The organism is Cellvibrio polysaccharolyticus (genome assembly GCF_015182315.1).
GTDB classification, from domain to species: domain Bacteria; phylum Pseudomonadota; class Gammaproteobacteria; order Pseudomonadales; family Cellvibrionaceae; genus Cellvibrio; species Cellvibrio polysaccharolyticus.
The window spans coordinates 912344-934201 of the sequence record NZ_PRDL01000001.1; the positions used below are offsets into that span (position 1 = coordinate 912344).

The following is a 21858-nucleotide window of genomic DNA, read 5'->3' on the forward strand; positions in this document are numbered from 1 at the left end:
TTATTATTGACTGCTTTAAAAATTACCTGTTTTAAACGGTTTACCCATTTAAAAAGTCCCGCGTTGCACAAACGGAAACTGCGCATAAAAACGGCGTTCGTCACCGCGAGGATCATTGACCAGAGCCGAGGTTTCATTAATCACCAGGGTTTCGCGGTTTTCCAATGTGTAAGGTTTCCATGAAGGAATACCGGGGTGATCCGGCTTGCCGGTCTTCGCCATGGCTAACAGGATGCTGCTTAATTGCTCGGCAACGTTTTGCGCGCCGGGCAAACTTTCTGCGGGTCTTTTTGACGACATCAGGTTGTCAAAAACCAATGGCAGGTCAGAGCCATGCCCACCACCGAAGCGGCCGCCCTCTACCTGCGATGTCCAATCGAACTGGTAAACGTAAGCGGGTGCTCCCTGGCGGGCACGCGCTTCGGCTTGCATAACCGCGCCACGCCATGAGCGGCCTGCGGTGGTAGCTGCGAAAAATACATCGGAAGGTGAAAAATCCGGGTAGATTTTTCTGTAAGTGGCGATAACCACTTCCGGGTCTGCATCGACGTATTGGCTGTGCAAAATTTTGTCCGGCAGTTGTGACCATTCCAGCGAAAAATCACCGGAGTCGCGTTTGGAAAAGGCGCGGGTTTCCCAGCGGGCATTACCGATGATCATCGGGATCTGTGCCGATTGTGCCGGGGCATCCGGGTAAAACGGATGACGCATTAACGACACGCTATCCAGCACCGGTAAAAATTCCAGCGGGCGCTCTTCAATGCGTGAAGGGTCATTGACCTGCGCCGCATTGAGTAACACATCTATCGGTAATCTTAAGAGTTCTTCTGTATTCTGTGCGGAAAGCTTCAGTTGTTTTAAAAAAAGTTCTGCACGTTGCGTGGCTGCCCGTGGCCCGGCGGCGGTAACCTGCTGGCCGCTGATGGCAACCGCTTTATGAAATAGCCCGGCAGCTGCGGGCATCGCCATCAGCGTAGAAATTTTTGCACCGCCACCGGATTCACCGACCAGAGTCACGTTGGCCGGGTCGCCACCAAACTCACTGGCGTGCTGGCGTATCCACTGCAAAGCCAGTATTAAATCCAGTTGGCCAATATTACCGGAGTAGCGAAATTTTTCTCCGCCGAGTTTGGCAAGGTACAGATAACCGAATAAGTTGATACGATGATTCAGGGTAATTACCACTGCATCGCCTCGTAATGCCAAATGGCTGCCATCTACCACCGCTTCAGAGCCGGAGCCATTGGTGTAGCCGCCGCCGTGAATATAAACAATCACCGGGCGTTGGCGCTGGTCTCGCAAGGCAGGTGTCCAGATGTTTAACACCAGACAGTTTTCGCTGGTCTGCTCTTTAATACCGTTTTGTGGCGCAAAGTCACCAAATTCGGTAGCCGCTCGCACGCCTTTCCAATTTGCCGGGACAACTGCCGGTTGAAAGCGACATTGACGGGTGTCTTCGCCGTAGGGAATGCCTTTGAAAATGATCACGCCATCTTTTTTTGCGCCGCGAACTTTCCCCTGAGCGAGATTGGCTATCGCATCCTGTCCGGAGTCGGCAAACGTTGAGTGGCTCGCTGCCAGGGTGGCGGCACTCGCCAGGGTTGTTGTAAGGAATTGTCTTCGTTTCACCATGTTCACCGTTAATGCAGGACGTTTTATGAATTTATTATGAGCGTTTTATTAACGCGGCGTTTACCAGACGGTTACCAGGATTTGGCGGTGTCGGCTTTGATTTCAAAATGGTTGAACGCAAACGTCCGTTTCAGAGGCAGTCAAATGCTATGACGGGTGGGGCAGGTCCTTGCGGGTGAGAAAATTATTGAGCGGTCGGGCTGGTGCGACGTATCAGGGCTTCGGCAATAGGAATAACCAAATCGAGTGAGATGCCTTCAACCGCGGTCAGAATAATCCAGTAAGCACTTTCGTCATGCTTTAACAAAAAGTACACCTGACGATGGGTTTGCCCCGCCGCGTCGTATTGATAGCTTCTGAACCAGACCGGGTCATTTTGCTGGGTGGAAAAATTGCCTTTTCTCTCACTCACAAAATTTTTACTGATGCTGCGTTTGCGTATTTCCGATTCCAGCCTTTTCCATAACAGCAGGTTTTGCTCCCGTGTTTTGATGCCGGTAGCGGCTATAAAGTAGCCCGGTTCGCCACCAATTTCGCCGGCAATAACCGGTGCTGTATCGGGTGCTTGGGGAGCAACAACCTCCACCACCAGAGAAGACGGCAGTGGCATATCGAGGCCGGGGGCGAGATTAACCGAAGCGGCGAAAGCAGTTCCGGCCCACAGCAATAGCAGCAGCCGGGCGGCAATTGCCAGTCCGGACTTCAATAGGCTCGGGATGCAGGAAACGGGCGGGTTTCTGCGGCCAGAGAAGTGCCTGGGAAAACGGAAATACTGGTTCACGGGTCTTGGAAAATATCTTTATTGTTATCACTCGCCGCGCCCATCTCCCGATGGCTGACAGGGGGCGAATGTTATGGATACTTACCGATGCGAATCACCTGCTGCTTTTTATAACAGGCAGATCAAGCGATGCAATCCGGTTGTGTTTTATCTGTGGCTCAAGGGTAGCGGTATTTAACCGGTTTGCCCATACGTGATGTGGTTTTTGCAGCAAAAAAAGGAGGTCTTTCGACCTCCCGGCTATAAGATTAAGCCTTCAACAGTATTGCTCAGGGGAACAACAGGTTTTCAGGGTTTACCTGAAGCGGATTAAAGCGAATAGCGAACACCTAAAAGAAGCTGTCTGCCGGTGTGGTTCAGCTCGCGGGTTAAATCCATGCCGCCGTCGCCAGTACCGTAGATGCGTTCTTTTTCATCGGTCAGGTTGATCAGTTCCATGGTCAACGTCAGGTTGTCGCTGAAGTTGTAGAAGGAGGAGAAATCAACATGCGTAGGGCCATATTTCATTTCAGCAACGTGGCCGTTACCACCCGGCAATGACAGTAAATAATCATCGCGGTAGTTGGCCGCCAGACGCATACCGAAATTGTCTTTCTCGTAGAACACGGTGACGTTGTAGGAATTTTCTGACAACCCGGTCATATCGCCCGCGGTTACGTGAGTAAAGTTACTGACGATACCGAGGTTGGACAGGAAGCCCGGCAGGAAGCTCAGGGTTTGCTGATAAATCAACTCGTAACCTTTTACTTCAAAGCCTTCATTGTCATTCACCGGAATGTAATGGGTGTAAGGCACGGTGCGCGGGTCAGCGTTATAAATGGCATCGTATTGCGGGTCAGCCAGAATTGCCGCGTGGTATTCCGGATCAATCAGCTTTTCAACGATGTCGGTTTTCAGTGAGGTGGTGACATCTTTGTAGAAGTAATTGACGGCCAGCAGTGACTCGTCAGCAAAATACCATTCAACACCCAAATCAATATCGTTGGACTCGAATGGATTCAGGCCGGGGTTGCCCAGGTTGGCCACGGTACGGGTGGTATAACCAAACGTTGGCGCTGCAATGTTCAGCGAGCCCATGTCCGGACGTGTCATGGTTTTGCCGTAGGAAAGACGGGTTACCAAATCTTCAGTCAGGTTTAACGAGAAGTTCATGGATGGCAGGAAGTTGGTGTAATCGCGTTCCACTTTTACCGCATTACCGTTGATCCAGGCTTCAGACGTTACATCGGTTTTCACCGCACGCACACCGAAGTTGGTTTTCAGCAACATGTTGCCGATATCAAAATCGGCATCCAGTGCAACGTAAGCCGCGAGGGTTTCTTCATCAACAATCCAGGCTGCGGCCGGGTTATCGGTGTATTCCTTGGAGACGCGGTTATCACGATAAATTGCCGCGAAATCTACAATAGGAAATTTCACCAGATCGCCATCAAGACCCTTGCCGAAATTGGAAACCGGGAAGTCATTCAGGTAGCCCACCGCAGAGAACGCGGCCGGGTAGTTGCCATTACCTTCGCGGGATTCAACCTGACGGTCGTTGTAAGCCAGACCGGTTTTAATAGAGAAACGATCCTGCTCAAGCGTCAAATCAATCTTCGACGTCAGGTTGTCTTTTTTCACATAGTTGGAACGGTTGTTCGGTGTCGTGATTTCGTAATTGGCTTCATCAAAGTAATCATAACCTTCACCCCAGGACACTTTGGGAATATGGCGATTACCGGTAAAGTCAAACGAATAGCGGTGCGACTCGGAGATGGAGTAGAAGCGAAGTTCTTCACGGTCAGCTTCGTTGGTTGCTTTACCGATCATGGCATCCAGGGTCAATGCATCATTGAGTTTGAACTCGCCGGACAACACGAACTGGTTAAATTCGGATTCGGAGGTCTGGTCGCGGCTTTCAATCCAGGACTCTACATCATCAAAGGTAGCGGCAAGAATTTGTTTGCCATCCGGGTGTACCGTGATGTCTAGCGGCGTCACTTCGTTATGGGTGAGGAACCATTCCATCGAGTTGTAATTGCGACGGTCATTATCCAGTTTGGAATGCAGCGCGTCGAAAGTGATCAGCGTGTCGTCATTGGGACGGTATTGAAACGAGGTAGTAACACCGAGACGTTTCTGATCATTGGCGAAATAGTCAGCACGCGGCAGGCGTGGCGTCCACAGGCAGTTAATCGCAGCAACGGCAGCGCCATTGAGCGCGCAATCGTCTTCTGCAATCTCACCGCGAATAACCGGCGTGGCGCTGGTCGGGTAAATATTGTTGGTGGCAACCGGAGTGGTCCAACGAACTGTACCAAAACCTTCCTGACGAACGGTACGCTCAGAGTAAGCAACAGACATCAATGCGCCGAGTTTTCCATCCGCAAAGGTGTCGCTGACCATAACAGCAAGACGAGGATCGGTTTTTTCGCTGAGGTCGTTAAAGCTGCCCTGTACAGAGGTAGCAAATTTAAAGCCGTCGAAGTCAAACGGTTTTGCAGAATACAAATCTACGGTACCGGCAATACCACCTTCTTCCATGGATGCGGTGGTAGATTTTTGAATATCAACACGGTTAAACAATTCAGAGGCGAATACGTGGAAGTCAAACGCGCGGCCGGCGTTGATGGTTACACCACCGGAGTCCAGGCCATCGCTGCCTGCCGGTACTTCCATACCGTTAAGGGTGGTGCGGGTAAAAGACGGTGCGAAGCCGCGCAGGGTAATGTTACGGCCTTCACCGCCTTCCCGTGAAATGGCCACGCCGGGTACACGTTGAATGGATTCGGCAATGTTCAGGTCAGGGAATTTGCCGATGTCTTCGGCCATGATGGTTTCTTTGGCGTTAATAGAGTTGCGTTTTTCATCAAGACTTTTAACAAGAGAACCACGGAAGCCGGTAACAAGAACTTCTTCTACACCGGTTGCTTCTGAATCCTGGGCTAATGATTGGGCGGCTGCGAGTGAGGCCATCGCAAGTACAACAGCGGTTGATAATTTATTTTTGTGCAGCATGGCGTGCTTATCCTCTGAATCGTTATTTGTTCGTATAAAGAGTTGGCCATTGCTATTTACTGACAGGTGTAGATTGGAACCATCAAGGAGCGATATGGCTCCGTCTACTACCGAGTAATTTCCCACAAGTTCAGGCGTTTCAACCGCGACCACTTTGTCGTAAGGAACGATCAGGGTCAGGTTGGACTGCTGTGCAAATTCTGTGAGGGCAATGTCCGCTCTATTTTCAGAGATATTAAACGGAATAATTTCTGACAGATTGTTGCTGCTGGCCTGCGCCTGGGAAGCGCAGGTAGCCAGAGAGACAAAGAGTGTTAAAAACTTATTATTCAATTCAACTTTCTCCGACGCGGTTTTTGGCCGCTATAAACAAAGACGACTCAGCTTTTATTTTCCTCCATACGGCTAAAAAATATTTTTAACTAATCGCTGTTGGTGTTGTCCTGGTGCAGGGAAAGCTCAATAACGCCGCCAGCGGTGCGGGCGTGATCGATGTTGAAATTTTCTTTCAGTGCCAGCAATAAACTTTCAATGTCGCCCGCTTTGTATAACCCGGCGATGCGCACGTCGGTAATGCGTGGGTCGATCACCTTAAAGGTTTCCGGCGTGTAGCGGCTGAGTTCATCGAGCGCATTTTGCAAGCTCTCGCCACGGAACACCACATTGCCATCGCGCCAGGAGAGGCGATCGGAAATTACCGCTGTCTCAATCGGTTTGACTTCAACCGGTTGGCTGGCGCGCACACTTAGTTTTTCACCGCGGCCCAGCTCCTGAAGGTTTTCGACCTCGGTGGGGATGGTCAGCCGGTCGGCAACCGGTTTTACGTGAACCCGACCTTCGGTAACAATCACATCAAAATTCTGATCATCTTTTCGATACACATTGAACGCGGTGCCCACTGCTTCAACAATTTTTCCGCCGACCATGACGCGCAAGGGGCGCTGTTTATCGTGGGCGACTTCTACATGCAGCTCGCCTTTTTTAAGTTCCAGCAAGCGCTCGTTATCGGTGTAGGTTACCGTCACCTGGGTATCGGTGTTCAACAGCATGCGAGTGCCATCTGGCAGGTTAACCGTGGAGTGCGCGCCGATACCGGTTTCATAAACATTGTTGGGTGTTACTGCTGCTGTTTGTAGCGGTTGCACCTCGGCGGCCGGTGTTTTCCAGCGCTCTGCCGGTGCCAGCAAACCGATTGCGCACACCAGTGCCGTTACCGATGCGGCTACCGCCCACACGCTGCGCTGCCGGTTGCGGTTTTTTGTGGCGGCGGGCGGGTCAAATAATTCGGCGAGCATGGACAAGCTGTCCATACGATCCCAGAGGTCTGCCATTTCTAACAGGCATTCCCGGTGTTTGGGGCTTTTATCCAGCCAAAGCCGCAAGGCTTCGGTTTCCTCTTTGGATAAGCCGCGGTCAAGACGGGCTATCCAGAGACTGGCATCGTCGTAAATTTGGCTCTCAGGCTGAAATTGATAAATATTGGTCATTACCTTATCTCCCGGCTCCTGTTGGAGTCCGGATGTCCGTTAAGGCTGGCAGGCATTTGTGTCATAAACTGCCGGCAGCGGCCCAAACCCATTGCGATATGTTTTTCAACGGTGTTTTCGCTGATATTCAAATGTTCGGCGATCTCTTTTTGCGAGTATCCATAGACTTTTTTCAAAACAAAGGCTTTGCGGCACTGTAGCGGCAGGTGACGCACCGCTTCACAAAAGTGCTCGAACTCCTGCATGGCCGATACATTGCTGTACACCTGGTCGTTGTCATCATTGTTGCCATCAATGGCAAAGGGGGCGTCTTCCAGGCTGACGCTGGTTCTGGTTTCGGCGCGCTTGAGGTGGTCAAGCGCCAGATTTTTTGCCGTTCGGTACAGGAAAGAGCGCGGGTGCAAAATTTGCTCGTTGGTTTTTACCGCGCAAATTCGCACGTAGGTTTCCTGCACAATGTCTTCTATTTCCTTGGGCGGCACCAGTCGCGATACCGCTCGCATCAACCCGCGGCGGATTGATAGATAGACGCTTTCCAACTCTTCTTTGCTGGTCATACTTATTTTTGCGCCTGTTATAATTTTGATCCCCCGTGATGGCTTGAATCGGGGGCTTATCGTGTTGACGACTGAGCGGCGAAAATCCGCCAGTGCGGCAACAAAAAACATTCTGCTAAAAAGACCTGCCTGTATCAGATAGCAGGCCGGGTATTGAAATGCTCGTCCAGAAACTCTACCACCACCTCGGCGGCCGGTTTTATCCAGGGCTCATACAGCCAGAAGGTGTGCGGCGTATTGGCCAGGGTGACGGTCTTTGTCGGGATGCCATAAATCGCCAGCTTCGCCATCATCTCGTCCCTGCCTACATGAAAACGCTCTTGCGCACTGTTGAGATACAGCACTGGCGGAGTGGTTTCGCCCACATAATAGGTGGGTGAGGCATCGTGCCACAAATCCCGTTTTTCGGCATAGTTGCCGCCGAACCAGGCGCCGGCGGCTGATTGCCCCGCCGGTAAGTCTTCGTGTTTGCGCGCTTCCGCCGAAGTGAAGTCGGAGAGGCCGTCAATGTTCAAAATCAATTGCACCGCGCTGGATACATCACTGTCCTGAGCCTGCGGGTCAAAGCGCAGCAAGTGATTGGTTACGCCGGTCAGGCTGGCAATTTGTCCGCCTGCGGAGGAACCGCCTACGGCAATGCGCGCCGGGTCAACGCCATAGTCAGCGGCGTTGCTGCGCAGCCAGCGAATCGCCGCTTTAACGTCATTCACTGCTGCCGGGTATTGTGCTTCGGGCGCCAGGCGGTAAGTAATGGTTGCTGCTACATAACCGGCTTTGGCCAGCTCTATGGCCATGGGGGTTAAATGGGTGCGATAGCCCGCCTGCCAGCCGCCGCAATGCACCAGTACTACGCCGGGCGTGGTGTTGGTGAAGCCAGCATCTGCCAGTTTTTTCGGGATGTAAAGATCCAGCTGCAATTCCCGATCACCGTAGCGCACGTAGGTGATGTCTTTTTTCTCAATAACCTCTTCGGGTACGGCGGTGCTGGCGATTCGGATCGACGGAAAGTTTTTCACGTCCTGGGCAAAACGGTTTTCAGCGGTATACGTATTTTCGTAAGCGGGCTTTGGCGCAGCCATGGCGCAGGGCGCGGCAACGCTCAGGCCGGTGAGCAAAACAAGCGAAGCCAGAGTTATCTTTTTCATTGGGCGGCTCATACAAAAGCGTCTTTATAAAGCGTAGCTCTCCATCGCTGAAGAGCTCGCCGGGTCTATATTATTTTTTCGGTTGCCAATCCTGGAAGATATTTTCCAGGGTGTAAGCGGCAGCTTCGCTATCGCTTAACTGAGGGCGTTGTGCATTAACGACAGCACCGGGGCCAGTGCTTTTATATTCAAAAAAGCGCGATTCTTCCGGGGTGAAAATTCGGCTCTTGGTGCCGTCCGGCGCGGTGCCTGACATGCTTGACCAACCCACCGGGTTAATGTGGCTGTCCATAAAGGTACGGATGAAAACTGCTTTGCCAATTGCGTCCGGGTCAGCGTAACGGCCATCGGCAAAGGTGGTGGTGGGGTGCCATGGGCGTCCGAGAGTAATGCTGTTATCCGGTACGCCATCTTCACGGGTCAGTTTGCTATCAATAAACGTCAGGCCATATTCCCGACCAATGTTGGTTGATGGCGCGGTAACAAAGCTGTGAATTTCTCCCTCTTCGAAGGTGCTGTTGCGCGGGCGGCTGACAATGGTGGATTGTTCAAACACTGTATTGGCCTGGCCGAAAATAAAATCGACGTTGCCGCTGATGGTGCTTTGGTAGAAATACGCGCGGTTGCCATGCACAAACAAGGTGTCCTGATAGCCGTGCAAACTCACCCGGTTGGCGCTGATGCGGTCACTGGCGGTATCCAGCAGCAAAGCCACTGCCTGGCTGTCGGCAACGGCATCCGGGTCATTGCGGGTTTTCTTCGCATCGTTGTCGAGAAAGTCAAAGGTGTTATCAATGGTCAGATCTTCAAGATGAATATCGGTGGTATTGATGGCCACCACCGCTGAGCCAGGTGTGCCCCAGCCATCTTCACGGTAGCCTTTGGAGTTGCCCGCATAGGTATCAAAGTGGATGACGGTTTTCGCCTCACCTTCGCCGCGTATTTCCATGTTGGGCCGGGTGATAACCAGTTTTTCTTTATAGCTGCCTGCGGTAATCAGGATGCGGTAGCGCAGGGTTTCATCTTTCGGGGCGGCATCCAGCGCGGCTTGAATCGTGGCAAAGGCGCCTGGCGCGTTACCGCCAACGATGGCGCTCTGGTCGGTGGTATGGGCATTGGCGTTGGTGACGACTGCATCCTGCTTCGCACCGCAGGCGCTCACGCCCAGCAGTGTTACCAGTAATGTCAGTGGTGCCATGGTTCGGATCATAAACAGCATGCGCGGTGCTCCGTTTTTATTAGAAAAATACGAGCCAAAGCGTCCGCCCGCTACTGCGAGCGGATATCTGCTTCGGGTCGGGGTGGTTGATCGGGAAGACCCTGATAGAAAAAGACGAATGGCGGAAGATTTTCCGCCATGGTGAAAGCATTTTTTGTAACTTATTGGCTGCTGGCAGCGCTCAGCGGAAATTGTTTGGCCCACTTCCGGTAGTGCTTCAGCGTTGTTGCCGGTGCTGTTGAGTACCAGGCATAACCGCGCAGGCGCTCGGCGGATACCTGGGACAGGTCGTAATAAACTTCCTTATTGCGGTCGCCAAACAGCCCCCGACCAGTATCTGCCTCCATAAAACGCGGCCACATGTCTTTCGCGTCACTGTCTGCTACGACCACGGACGTGCCACGCTCCCAGCGCATGCCTTCAATTTTGGTTTGTTCCAGCCAGGCCGCCGCAGAGTGAATTCCTTTGATAATCGCCGGGGATGGATTTTCCAGCGTCATCAGAAAATTCAACAGGTCCGCACTCTCGGCAGATGCCAGCGAAGCCGGTTCATAGGCGCGCGCCGCAGCGGGTTGCAGGCTTTTGGCCTCGTGCTGCGCGCCCCACAAGGTGAGCGTGCCGTGAATATCGCGCACTTGCAGCTCGGCCACATTATGCAGCGCCAGCTCCATGCTGCGATTCAATTGCTCACGCACACTGGCGTTAATAAATTCAAAGGGCGCTTTGCCCTGGCGAGCCGGTTCCAGTAACGACAGGTTATTGGTCAGCACATCGTCATTCAGGGTGATGTGATCATGGTAGCCGCCGGTTAGCGGAAAGTTTTGCGGCCAGCCGCCATTGGGATATTGGGCGGCCAGCAGCAGCGCGATACCGCGATAAAACGCCTCATCGTAACGGGCATCGCCGGTGGCATGGCGAATATAAGCGAGGAACCACAGTTGGCTGGTCGTGGCATCGTTATCGAAGGTGGGCACGTAGCCGGCTTCGGTGCCAAATGCCTGCCCGGCAGTGCGGGGTTCATGGATCATATCGGTATTTTTGGACCAGCCGCCGGATGGCGTCTGGAAAGACATAATGGCTTCTGCCTGCTGGCGAGCCTCATCGCTGGTGTACCACTCGAGGGGTTGATGCGGGTCAAAGCCGGCATTGCGCGCTTTGCCCGGCAGGTTGGCTTTTTCCAGTCCCTTTTGCTCAAGTTCCTGTAGCAATGCGTCGCTGTCTGCCTTTTTCCAGTAAGCCGACTGCTGGTGATATTCCTCCCAGTTGGCGGCGGCTTTGGGGGTGACAATATCCGCAGGCGTTGCGATTGCCGGGGCGGATGTAACCGCGGGGTCGCAGCCGTGCAGGAAAAATACTCCCAGCAGCCCTGCCAGTTTCAGGGTTGATAGTTTCATAGCGCTCTCTTGTATTGTTATGAGTGGCAGTGATGAATGGATGATCTGCCTGCTCGCAGTGTACCAGCAGGGGTGCCAAAAAATCACGGTGGCGGGACGCTGGTCTGACCCGTCAACTGTCATGAATACAGCGGAGCGTTCGGGTTTTTGTTGGCGGTTTTGGCCGATCCCGGTTTGTTTTAGTGATCTGGTGCGCAGGGCGATAACATTCGAGGTAATTTTTTGTTTAGTCCTTTGCCCCATCGCCGCATACCGGTTAAAAAAGATTGTTCAGGTCTTGCACGTGCATCCGTTAATACACCCATAAATAAAATTGCCAGGGCAGAAGCTATGAACCGACCTCCCATTTCACGCCGCGATTTATTAAAAATAATGGCCGCACTCGGCGTCGCCAGCCAGGCGCCGATACTTTTTGCCAACCCGCCTAAAAAACGGATTGGCGTTGCGCTGGTGGGGTTGGGCAGCTACAGCCGGGGGCAGCTTGCGCCCGCGCTGCAATTAACCGAACACTGCTATCTCGCCGGTATTGTTACCGGCTCGCCGGAAAAAATTCCCCAGTGGCAAGAGCGTTACCAGATTCCCGACGGCAACGTCTATAACTACGACAACATGCACGAGATGGCTAACAACCCGGCTATTGATGTTGTGTATATCGTGCTGCCCACCGGCCTGCATGCCCAATATTCGATTATCGGTGCCAACGCCGGCAAGCATGTGTGGTGTGAAAAACCCATGGCGATGAATGTCGCCGAATGCGAAGCGATTATTTCTGCCTGCAAGAAAAACAAAGTACAGCTCACCATTGGCTATCGCATGCAACACGAGCCCAACACCCGGCGGCTGATTGCCATGGCCACTGAAAAGCCCTACGGCAAAATTCAAACGATTACCGCGCAAGCCGGTTACCGATTTGGAGGCAACGATCACGGCTGGCGCTCCAACGCCAAATTGGGTGGCGGTGCCATGTACGACATGGGCGTATATCCGCTTAACGCGGCACGCTATACCGCCGGCGAAGAACCTTTGGCACTGACTGCTCGCACCGAAAGTACCCGTGCGCTTTATAAAGACGTGGATGAAACCACCATCTTCTCACTGGAGTTTCCGAGCGGTGCGATAGCCGAGTGCGAAACCAGTTACGCCAGAAGCTCCAACCTGTTGCGGGCCCAATGTGAACGCGGCTGGTATGAGTTGAGCCCGTTCCAGTCTTACAACGGCGTGCGTGGCCAAACCAGTGACGGCATCCTGCTGAACCAGCCTATCGATAACCAGCAGGCACGGCAGATGGATAATGATGCCTTGGCGATTTTGAATAATTCACCGATATTGGTTCCGGGCGAAGAAGGGATGCGCGATATTCGTATCGTGGAGGCGATCTTTAAATCCGCCAAAGAAGGCAAGCGTATTACGCTTTAAAACTTAAGGACTGCAAGCCGGTTTCAGGTTGTTGATGAGGATTGCAGGTTGCCGTCTATGCAGCAGGTGCCATTCTGTCCGTTTGCCGTCAGGCTGTTTGTTCCAAAAACGCATGACAAATTGGCAGGATAGTCAATTTGCACAGCGCAGCTGCCCGCAGGGTGAGCCACATGGATGTGGCGAATGCATCATCGTCCCTGTAGCTCTGTCGAGTCAACGGCAACTGCTCCTGCGTTGCGCCAACCGCGTTGCTCTAACTTCCGCCATCCATGGCGGTCGTCCCTGACTTATTAGCAGGATAGCTAATAAGCACAGCGTAGCTGCCCGAAGGGCGAGCCACATGGACGTGGCGAGTGACTCGACAGTTTTGGAACAAACAGCCTGACGACAAACTCGCTTGGTGCCCACAAGGGTTTGTTAGCAGTCTGCGGCTGACAAGTCTCTGCCTTCAAGGCAAAATACCGTCCATTTTCTACCAGCAGGATATGGTTATGGCGCGGATGGATTGTCAGTTTTTCCCTGATACGGCAGCAATATGGCAATGCACCGACTGTCAGGCCTGTTTGGGAGAAAAAGCCGTGCCGGACGGGCACAGCCATTGGTGGGGGCGCTCCGGCCCTCGCTGCCCCGCGTGTGAAAGTTCGCTGGTTTATCTCGGCAGCGCTACTGACGCAAAACCCTTCTGGCAAATGCTGCCGCACTTCCTCCTGTATCCCATGCACTTCCGTTCCCTGTTGGTGGCGGTGCTGATCGGGCTGATTACCCTGTTTGCCTCCGGTGGCTTGTTCACCTTCTTTCTCGTTCTCTTCTCGCTCGCGGTGGTTACCAAATACAGCCTGGCGATTATTGAACATCGCGGTCGGGGCGAAACGCTGCCGCCTTCTATGGGCGATGTACTCACCTCGGATGGACACCATCTGTTTTTAAAACAGATGGCGGTATTTATCCTGATGGGCTGTGCCGTGGCGGCGGCCGCTACGGTTTCCTCGCTGGTCGGCGTGCTGGTTAACGTATTTCTTATGCTCGCCTTGCCCGCCAGTATTATTTTATTGGCGGTTGAAAAATCTGTGCGGCGTGCTCTCAACCCTTTCGCCATGTTAAGCCTGATGCTGACCGTCGGCTGGCCCTATTTGCTGTTATGGTTTTGTACGCAAATTATTTCTGTTGCGCCGGTTTATGTTCTGCCGCTGTTGCTGGAAGTGGTGCCCGATGCGGTGGTTATGCCCGTCGTTATGATGGTGGTGGTGTATTTTGTTTTTGTACTTTACGCGATGCTGGGTTACGTACTATTTGAATACCAGAATGAGCTGGGCTATGAAACCCTGCACGAAGAAGACGAAATAGAGTTTCCGGAGTTTGAAAGAAAGCGGGTGTTGGGTGAAACCGCAGTATTAATGCAATCCGGTCAGTATGAACGCGCACGGCAAGCGTTACGCAAAGCGCTGGATACCGTGCGCGATGACCTGGAGTTGCACCAGCGCTACCACAAATTACTGGTATTGCTGAATGACGAAACCGCACTGCGTAATCACGCTAATTATTTTGTTGATCTGGCCGAGCGCAAGCTCTGTTTGGCAAAAGCGGTTCCGGTTTTATTGGATGTGCAGAAGTTGTACCCGGATTTTCAATTGGAACAATCACAGCAAGCGCTGGCATTGGCGCAATTGTTACTGGTTCACGGGCACTACAAAGCGATCATTCGTCTGTTTCACAACCGCCACAAAACCTGCCCGGACGATCCGTTATTGCCGGATGCCTACCTGATGGTGGCAGGTATTTTTCACGAGCGCATGGGCGACGATGCAACAGCCGCTGCGCTGCTGAATTTTATTGTCAAAAAATTTCCCGCTGCGGCGGGGCGGGAAGATGTTATTCGTTTGCGCCAGCAACTGACATCAATGCCAGGTAAAAACTAGCTCGATGTTACCGGTGCCGGTTGCTGGCGTTGTTTTAGCAATAACACCAGCGCCCGGGCCTGTTGGTGGTCGCCACGGCGCTGGTGGTCGTTGATAACCCGCTTTAGTAAATCGGTCAGCGCCTTGCTATTCGCCGGGTGGCTCAGCGCCATTTGCAGATAGGCTATCCCTTGCGCTGAATTGCCCTGTTGATAAAAACGATGGCTCAGCGCAGTACAGATGTTTTGTGAAAGGGCGATGGGTTTACTGGCGTTTTTTTGGTAATGATCCAGCAAAGGTAACACCACCGGTTGCCACACATTAAATGGCGTTTCTTTCGCGACAAACTGTTTTAGCAATAAAAAGGTGGTTTCGTGGTAGGGCTTGCTTGTCGGTTGTGCCGCCGCCAGTTCATAGCGAATTTGCCATGCCGCCGGGTCGGTGGGGCGCTGCTCTGATAGTTGACGGGCAAGGCTGGCAGCACGGGCAAAGTCAAAGCGACTGCGCGCCTGTTGAATTTGTCGAAGCGTTTGTTGTGTTTGCCGGTCGGCATCGCTGTGCTGCTGGTTAGCTTTGAAATCCCGATACAAGGGGCGCGATAAATACACCAGCGCTACCCCCATCAGCAGGCCGCCGATGTGAGCCCAATAGGCGATATTGTCGTCTGAGTAAAAATAGCCGTACAACTCTTTGGCGAGCCACAAAGGAAAAATAAAAATGGCTGGCGCTTTGATTTCACCGAAAACAAAAAACAGGCTGTAGAAAAAACGGATTTTCCGCAAACCGTAAAGTGCCAGGTACATTCCCATCAAACCGGACACGGCACCCGAGGCGCCGATAGTCGGAATCCATGAATCCTGTTCCTGCAGGCAGTGCAAAACTCCTGCTGCCACGCCCGAGGTTAAATAAAATAGTAAATACCAGCGGGCTTTCAATACCGCTTCAAGCGTAAAACCAAACAGAAACAAAAAAGCCATATTGCCCAGCAGGTGCATCACATCGCCATGTAAAAACTGGCTGGTAATAAATTGCCAGGGTTTTAGGTCTGCCGGTGTCAGGCCGCCCTGAATGCTGCTGATGCGGTTGCGCAGTTGTTCAAATTGTTGCCGGTCTTGCTGCCAGCGGGCGGCAATGTCCGGCGATGCCTGTTGCCAGGGCTGTTGCTGGTGCAAGTGATGATCAAAGCCGCGATCCCACACAATAGCTGATTCCAACAAGGCATCCTGCGCCGGTGCTTTCAGCTCTTGCCAATCGTCGGGAAGGCGCTTTTCATCAATAGCGTGGTGGTAGTCGAGGTAGAGCTGGCGCTCCTGCTCAAACAAGTGAGCACGCTGGTAGTGTTGTTCGGCCTGTTCTGCGATGGCATCGTCCTGGCCTTGCCAGACGACGAATACCAGCACATTAATGATGATCAGTAGCAGCGTAGCCAGGGGCGGCCTGGACCAGTCCGGTTTGTTTTCAATCGGAATAATAAACATGGACGGTCCTTGTGCTACTGATCAGTGTGACGTTTTACAGAAAAATATTCTCGTCCGACGGGAATACACCGCTTTTAACATCGGCAGCGTATTGGGCGATAGCGGCAGCAATATTGCCACCTTGTTGCAGAAAGTTTTTGGAAAATTTCGGTGCGCGTTCGGTAAGGCCGAGAATGTCATTGATCACCAGCACCTGGGCGTCTGTTTCACGTCCGGCACCAATGCCGATCACCGGCACTTTAACGCGGCGGGTAATTTCCCCGGCCAGCGATGCGGGCACGCATTCCAGTAACAATACATCAGCACCGGCTTCGGCCAGCGTTATCGCTGCTTGCAAAATCGCGCTGGCTTCCGAGTCGTTGCGGCCCTGAACACGAAAGCCGCCAAATTTATTGACGGATTGCGGTGTTAAACCCAGGTGCGCGCACACCGGAATGCCGCGTTCGCTCAATTGGCGAACGGTGTCTTCCAGCCAGGCTCCGCCTTCAAGTTTTACCATGTGCGCACCGGCTTGCATGATGCGCGCGCAATTGTGCAAGGCATCGTCCGGTGTGGCATAACTCATAAAGGGCAGGTCAGCCAGTACCAGCGCGTGACGAGCGCCACGGGCAACATTGGCCACGTGGTACAGCATATGCTCCATGGTGACCGGCAAGGTGGAATTGTGGCCTTGTACGGTCATACCCAGTGAGTCACCCACCAGCACAATCTCTATGCCGTTGCGCTCGGCAATGGCAGACATAACGGCATCGTAAAGCGCGATAACCGCAAATTTATCACCCTGCTCTTTCAGCGTTCTCAGGGTGTGGATAGTGACCGGTTTGGTCGGTGCATTGTTGGTGGCTGGTGTTCCGTAAGTCATATTGTCTCCGCCGTTTTGAGTAGGCGATGGCCGGTGTTAAAGCACCGGCACCGGGTTGTAATAATGGCGTCCGCTTTTCACGGTAACAATGTATTCCACCAGTTGTTTGAAGTGGTCACGATTGTTGGCGAGGTCGAGATCGCGAGCATTGACGATCAGCACCGGTGCGGCATCGTAATAATGAAAAAACTGGGTGTAAGCGTCGTTGAGTGCACCCAGATATTCGGTACTGATATTTTGTTCCAGCGGGTTGCCGCGTTGTTTGATGCGCTCTGCCAGGACGTCCAGCGGCGCTTGCAGGTAAATCACCAGATCCGGCACCGGCGCATCAATGGCGAACTTGTTATAGACCTGCTGATAGATATTCAGCTCATCATCATCCAGCGTCACTTCGGCGAACAGCGGATCTTTTTCAATTAAAAAATCGGCCACCCGCACCGGCGTAAACATATCGCTCTGGCGAATGGATTGCAGCTGGTTGGCGCGCTGGAACAGAAAGAAGAGTTGGGTTGGCAGTGCCGTGGCTTTCGGGTCCTGATAAAACCGGGCGAGAAAGGGGTTTTCGCCGGTTTGCTCCAGCAGCATGTCGTAATTGAACAAGCGTGCAATATTGCGAGCCAGCGTGGTTTTGCCAACGCCGATGCAGCCTTCCACCGCGATGTAGCGGGGCAGCTCCACGTGTGTGAAATCCAGTTGTAAATCTTCGAATAGGGCTTCCACCAAAAACTCCCGTTTCTGCAGTTATTCGATAAAACGTTGTAACCCGTCAGTGGGACATTTATCCAGCAAGGGTAACAATGAGGTGCCACAGGGTAACACCAGTTCAGGGGCAAGGTCTGCCAGCGGATAAAGTACAAATGCGCGCTGCGTCAAAAAAGCGTGAGGAACCGTCAGGCGAGGGTGATCAATGGTGTCGTTACCGTACAGTAACAAGTCCAGATCCAGCGTGCGCGGCCCCCAGTGTTGCAGGCGCACACGGCGGTGTTGTTGCTCCAGCGCTTGCAAGGCATCCAGCAGCGCCAATGGCTCAAGGTGCGTGCCCAGTTGTGCAACCGCATTGATGTAATCCGGTTGCTCCGGCCCTACGGCGCGACTCTGGTACAGCGGCGAAGCCTTGACCAGGCGGGTTTGCGGTAGCGCGTCCAGCTCTTGCAAGGCGCTGATAATCTGCTGTTGCGGGCTGTCGAGCTCGCCGGGCAGGTTACTGCCCAGCCCGATAAATACCCTGACCTCGTTAACCGGCATCAGGCTTATTCCTGCGGTGCCATCGGTTTTTTACGGGTAGGCGAACGTCTGCGGCGGCGGGGTTTGTTGCCCGGCTCGCGACGGTTCAGGGTTTTGATCATTTCCTCTTGCTCATCTTCGGTGGCGCTCTGGAACCGCGTCCACCAGCTGCCCAGCCCATCCAGCTGCTCGCCGGCGTCTTCACGCATTAACAGGAAGTCGTAAGCGGCACGAAAGCGCGGGTGATCCAGCAGGCGTACGGCACGCAGGCCGGCGCGCTGTGTCAGGCGCATTTGCAGATCCCAGATTTCCCGCATGGGGATAGAGAATCGCTTCGGAATGGAGGTGCGTTGCAATTGTTGCGTAACTACCTGCTGGGCGGCCTGAGCGTAGGCAGCACTTTCCGGCATGGCTTGCAGCAGGCGAGCCTTTTCGCGCTGCAGGGCGGGCCAGAGCAGGGCAGCATAGAGAAACGCCGGGGTAACGGTTTTCTCTGCGCGAATGCGCTTGTCGGTGTTGCTCATGGTCTGTTCAATCAGCCGCAGGCTGAACTCATCACCGTCTGCCAGCGCGGCATGCGTGCCGGGGAAGAGGTTGGCCAGCAGGCCGTACTCACGCAACAAGGTGAAGGTTGCCAGTGCCGAGCCGCCCAAAAACAGCTTCAAAATTTCTTCAAACAGGCGGGATTCGGAAATGTTTTCCAGCAAATGCCCCAGCTCGCGAACCGGTTGCGCGGTCGCCGGTTCAATGGCAAAGCCCAGCTTGCCGGCGAAGCGTAACGCCCGCAGCATTCTCACCGGGTCTTCCTTGTAGCGGGTTACCGGGTCGCCAATAATGCGCAAGGTGCGCGACTTCAGGTCTTCCATGCCGCCGGTGTAGTCGTACACGGCAAAATCATTGGGCGAGTAATAGAGTGCATTGACGGTGAAATCGCGGCGCATGGCATCTGACGCCAGGGTGCCGTAAACGTTATCTCGCAACAGCATACCGTCCTGGCTGCGCTTGCTTTCCGGGTTGTCATCGCTGGCACCGCGGAAGGTCGTCACTTCAAAGACTTCACGTCCCATGCGTACGTGCACAATCTGGAACCGCCGACCGATAATGCGCGCACCGCGAAACAGCCGCCGGATTTGTTCCGGTGTGGCGCTGGTGGCTACGTCAAAGTCTTTCGGTTTGCCTTCCAGCAACAGGTCGCGTACACCGCCGCCGACCAGATAGGCCTCATAACCGGCGTCTACCAGTTGCTTGATGACTTTAATCACGGCCGGGCTGATGTTCTTGCGGGAGATGTTGTGGTCGTCCCGGGAGATCACGCGCAATTTGCCCTGGGTGCTACTGTTGGATTTGGGAGATATGAAATTTAACAAGCGTTTTAGCATAGAGGCGTTTGCCTGAAGGGGTCGGTTATTGCCTGGAGATTGTGCCAATCATAGATGGCCCGGTACGAATGGGTCGCAAGTCTAGCACGCCGTTGCACAACGGGGAACCAAGCATCTATTTCTGCCGGCCAGCCTTGAAAACCCGGGTCTCTATAAAGCAAAACGGGAAATCTTTCGATTTCCCGTAAGGTGGCAGCACAACAGAGTGCCTTGTGGCATTAAATGGGGTGCGTCCGTGCCCATATCCAAACTTCGCTTGCTACCCACCCTATGCCTAGTCAGTCTTTCTTCCGCTTTTGTTTTCCTGTCTTTTCTTTCTTATTTTTTAGCGCAAATAAATTCTTATTCGTCTTTTTGTTAGTAAAAATTTTCTGTTCTTATTATTTCTTGTTGTTATGTTCTTGTTCAGTTTCTTATTGTTTGTTGTTCTTATTATAAATTTCCGTTTCTTATTATTTCTTGTTGTTATGTTCTTTGTTCAGTTCTTATTGTTTGTTGTTGTTATGTAAGTAATCCGTTTCTTATTGTTTGTTGTTGTTATTAGAATTTTTTTCTTATTGTTTGTTGCTGTTATGTATGGCGCATATATAGCATGTCTTGTGCCAATATTGAAAAGTTCAATAATTTCAATTGGTTAGTATTTTTTTGAAGGTAAATATAGCGAAAGGTTATTTCCAGAAGTTACATATTTCCGGGAGGTTTGTTACTGGGGTTGTTCCAGGTAACAGAATTGCGGGGTAACAGTGCGGTATCAGTAAGTGACACCTGGCATCTTTTACAGTTCCCTTTGTCGTGAAAATCATTTTAAGAGGTGAACCGGGGTAACAGTGTCGCTGTGATAGTGGGCCACTTTGGCCAGCCGGAACAGCGGGCGTGAAAATAAAACCTGGGCTGCAAAAACAAAAAACGCGGCCGGAGCCGCGTTTCAGGAAGAGCAGGTTTGGCGGATTATTTTGCCAACGACGATGCCGAGGCGGCGCGGGTGCGAGGAATACCCAGGCGTTGACGTCGCTCCCAGAGGCATTTGCGGCTCACGCCCAATTTACGGGCCAGCTCGGTTTCACTCATGGAATCCTGATGCTCCAGCACAAAGCGCTGGAAATAATCCTCCAGAGAGAGATCTTCACCGGCATCCTGCGGTTGGCCGCGCAGGTTACGGCCGACGCTGGTGCGCGCCGCAAAGGCCAGGTCACCCTCTTCGTCTTCTTCAAAGGGCGCAGCGTCCATATCAATAGAAAGCAGCTCGCTGCTGATCTCCCGCTCGTCTTCACAGAGAATGACGGCGCGCTGCATGGCGTTTTCCAGTTCGCGCACGTTACCTGGCCAGGTGTAGGTGGTAATTGCACGAATGGCGTCGGCAGAGAGTTGCAGTAACGGCTTGCCAAACTGGGTGCAGTAACGCTGTAACAGCGATTCTGCGAGGGTAATGATGTCTGTACCGCGCTCACGCAGCGGTGGCAGTTCCAGCTGAACCACGTTGATACGGAAATAAAGGTCTTCGCGGAACTTGCCTTCTTTGGCCAGCTTGCGCAAATCGCGGTGGGTTGCTGCTACCAGGCGCACATCGACCTTGCGCGACTCTACCGAGCCCAGCGGGCGTACTTCGCCTTCTTGCAATACCCGTAACAGGCGCGCCTGGGCTTCCAGTGGCAGTTCGCCAATTTCGTCGAGGAACAGGGTGCCACCGTCAGCAGCTGCAACCAGACCTTCGCGGTTGGTGGCAGCACCGGTAAAAGCGCCTTTTTCGTGGCCGAACAGTTCGGATTCAATCAGGGTTTCAGGAATGGCGGCGCAGTTTACCGAGATCATTAAATGATTGGCGCGCTGGCTTTCTTCGTGCAGCGCACGGGCCACCAGTTCCTTGCCGGTACCGGTTTCGCCGTGCACCAGTACGGTGGCGGCGGTGGGCGCGACTTTGTGAATGCGGTTGTAGAGATCCTGCATGACATCGCTGTTACCGATCATGCCGGCAATGGCGTGGCTGGCAGTCTGGGTAGACTGGCTGGCGAGTTTGCCCGCTTTGGCTTTGCCAATAACCCGTTTGACCGCAGTTACCATCTCGTCGTGGTCAAACGGCTTGGCGATGTAATCCACTGCGCCCATGCGCATGGAATCGACCGCAGAGCGCAAACTGGCATAGCTGGTCATTATCAGCACCGGGATATCGCCGGCCAGTTTAATCAGGTCGGTACCGGGCGCGCCGGGCAGGCGCAAGTCGCTGATGATCAGGTCAAAGTCTTTCAACTGGTAGCGGGTTGTCGCTTCCTTGACCGATGGCGCTTCACTCACCTCGTATTGATTCCGCTCCAACAATTTGCGAAGGGCTGTGCGAATGATGGTTTCGTCTTCAACAATCAGTATCTTGCTCATAGGTCACGTCTTTCCAACTGCA

16 protein-coding genes are annotated in these 21858 nt (G+C 53.1%); 2 read left to right on the forward strand and 14 right to left on the reverse strand.

Translation table 11 applies throughout. The features are described 5' to 3' along the window. Positions 1-48: 48 nt before the first annotated feature. From C4F51_RS03980 to pelA, 8 genes are all read right to left on the reverse strand, one after another. Complete coding sequence (locus tag C4F51_RS03980) at positions 49-1632, reverse strand: carboxylesterase/lipase family protein (RefSeq protein WP_193907353.1); 1584 nt, start codon at positions 1630-1632, stop codon at positions 49-51. A 184-nt stretch (positions 1633-1816) separates the two neighbouring features. Further along, positions 1817-2338: a hypothetical protein gene (locus tag C4F51_RS03985; protein ID WP_193907355.1), complete on the reverse strand. Its 522-nt coding sequence runs from the start codon at positions 2336-2338 to the stop codon at positions 1817-1819. 384 nt (positions 2339-2722) lie between these two features. Beyond that, entirely contained in the window at positions 2723-5743 is a 3021-nt protein-coding gene (locus C4F51_RS03990; protein WP_202987608.1) for a TonB-dependent receptor, read from the reverse strand. 89 nt (positions 5744-5832) lie between these two features. Then, positions 5833-6897: a FecR family protein gene (locus C4F51_RS03995; protein ID WP_193907357.1), complete on the reverse strand. Its 1065-nt coding sequence runs from the start codon at positions 6895-6897 to the stop codon at positions 5833-5835. Further along, positions 6897-7454: an RNA polymerase sigma factor gene (locus tag C4F51_RS04000; RefSeq protein ID WP_193907359.1), complete on the reverse strand. Its 558-nt coding sequence runs from the start codon at positions 7452-7454 to the stop codon at positions 6897-6899. Before C4F51_RS04000 ends, C4F51_RS03995 begins: the two co-directional genes overlap by 1 nt. Before the next feature lie 134 nt (positions 7455-7588). Continuing rightward, complete coding sequence (locus C4F51_RS04005; RefSeq protein WP_193907361.1) at positions 7589-8599, reverse strand: alpha/beta hydrolase; 1011 nt, start codon at positions 8597-8599, stop codon at positions 7589-7591. A 70-nt stretch (positions 8600-8669) separates the two neighbouring features. Next, entirely contained in the window at positions 8670-9818 is a 1149-nt protein-coding gene (locus tag C4F51_RS04010) for a pectinesterase family protein (RefSeq protein ID WP_193907363.1), read from the reverse strand. Positions 9819-9979: 161 nt separating this feature from the next. Beyond that, positions 9980-11212, reverse strand: a complete 1233-nt coding sequence (gene pelA / locus C4F51_RS04015; protein ID WP_193907365.1) for a pectate lyase — start codon at positions 11210-11212, stop codon at positions 9980-9982. A gap of 330 nt (positions 11213-11542) precedes the next feature. Here pelA and C4F51_RS04020 point away from each other — a divergent pair, with 330 nt between their 5' ends. Further along, positions 11543-12628: a Gfo/Idh/MocA family protein gene (locus tag C4F51_RS04020; protein WP_193907367.1), complete on the forward strand. Its 1086-nt coding sequence runs from the start codon at positions 11543-11545 to the stop codon at positions 12626-12628. Positions 12629-13119: 491 nt separating this feature from the next. Next, positions 13120-14544: a DUF4013 domain-containing protein gene (locus tag C4F51_RS04025; RefSeq protein ID WP_193907370.1), complete on the forward strand. Its 1425-nt coding sequence runs from the start codon at positions 13120-13122 to the stop codon at positions 14542-14544. Here C4F51_RS04025 and C4F51_RS04030 read toward each other — a convergent pair. The 6 genes from C4F51_RS04030 to C4F51_RS04055 form a co-directional block, all read right to left on the reverse strand. Then, positions 14541-16001, reverse strand: coding sequence for a rhomboid family intramembrane serine protease (locus C4F51_RS04030; RefSeq protein WP_193907372.1), 1461 nt, complete (start codon positions 15999-16001; stop codon positions 14541-14543). The two genes, C4F51_RS04025 and C4F51_RS04030, sit on opposite strands and share 4 nt — an antisense overlap. A 34-nt stretch (positions 16002-16035) precedes the next feature. Next, positions 16036-16863 carry a 3-methyl-2-oxobutanoate hydroxymethyltransferase gene (gene panB / locus C4F51_RS04035; protein ID WP_193907373.1) on the reverse strand — a complete coding sequence of 276 codons (828 nt, stop codon included), beginning with the start codon at positions 16861-16863 and terminating at the stop codon, positions 16036-16038. A 36-nt stretch (positions 16864-16899) separates the two neighbouring features. Then, on the reverse strand, positions 16900-17583 hold the full coding sequence (locus C4F51_RS04040; RefSeq protein WP_193907375.1) for a deoxynucleoside kinase: 684 nt from the start codon (positions 17581-17583) through the stop codon (positions 16900-16902). A gap of 21 nt (positions 17584-17604) precedes the next feature. Next, on the reverse strand, positions 17605-18108 hold the full coding sequence (folK, locus tag C4F51_RS04045) for a 2-amino-4-hydroxy-6-hydroxymethyldihydropteridine diphosphokinase (RefSeq protein WP_193907378.1): 504 nt from the start codon (positions 18106-18108) through the stop codon (positions 17605-17607). Positions 18109-18113: 5 nt separating this feature from the next. Further along, entirely contained in the window at positions 18114-19466 is a 1353-nt protein-coding gene (gene pcnB / locus C4F51_RS04050; RefSeq protein WP_193907380.1) for a polynucleotide adenylyltransferase PcnB, read from the reverse strand. Positions 19467-20414: 948 nt separating this feature from the next. Then, a complete protein-coding gene (locus C4F51_RS04055; protein ID WP_193907382.1) occupies positions 20415-21836 on the reverse strand; it encodes a sigma-54-dependent transcriptional regulator in 1422 nt (473 codons plus the stop codon). Positions 21837-21858 lie beyond the last annotated feature (22 nt).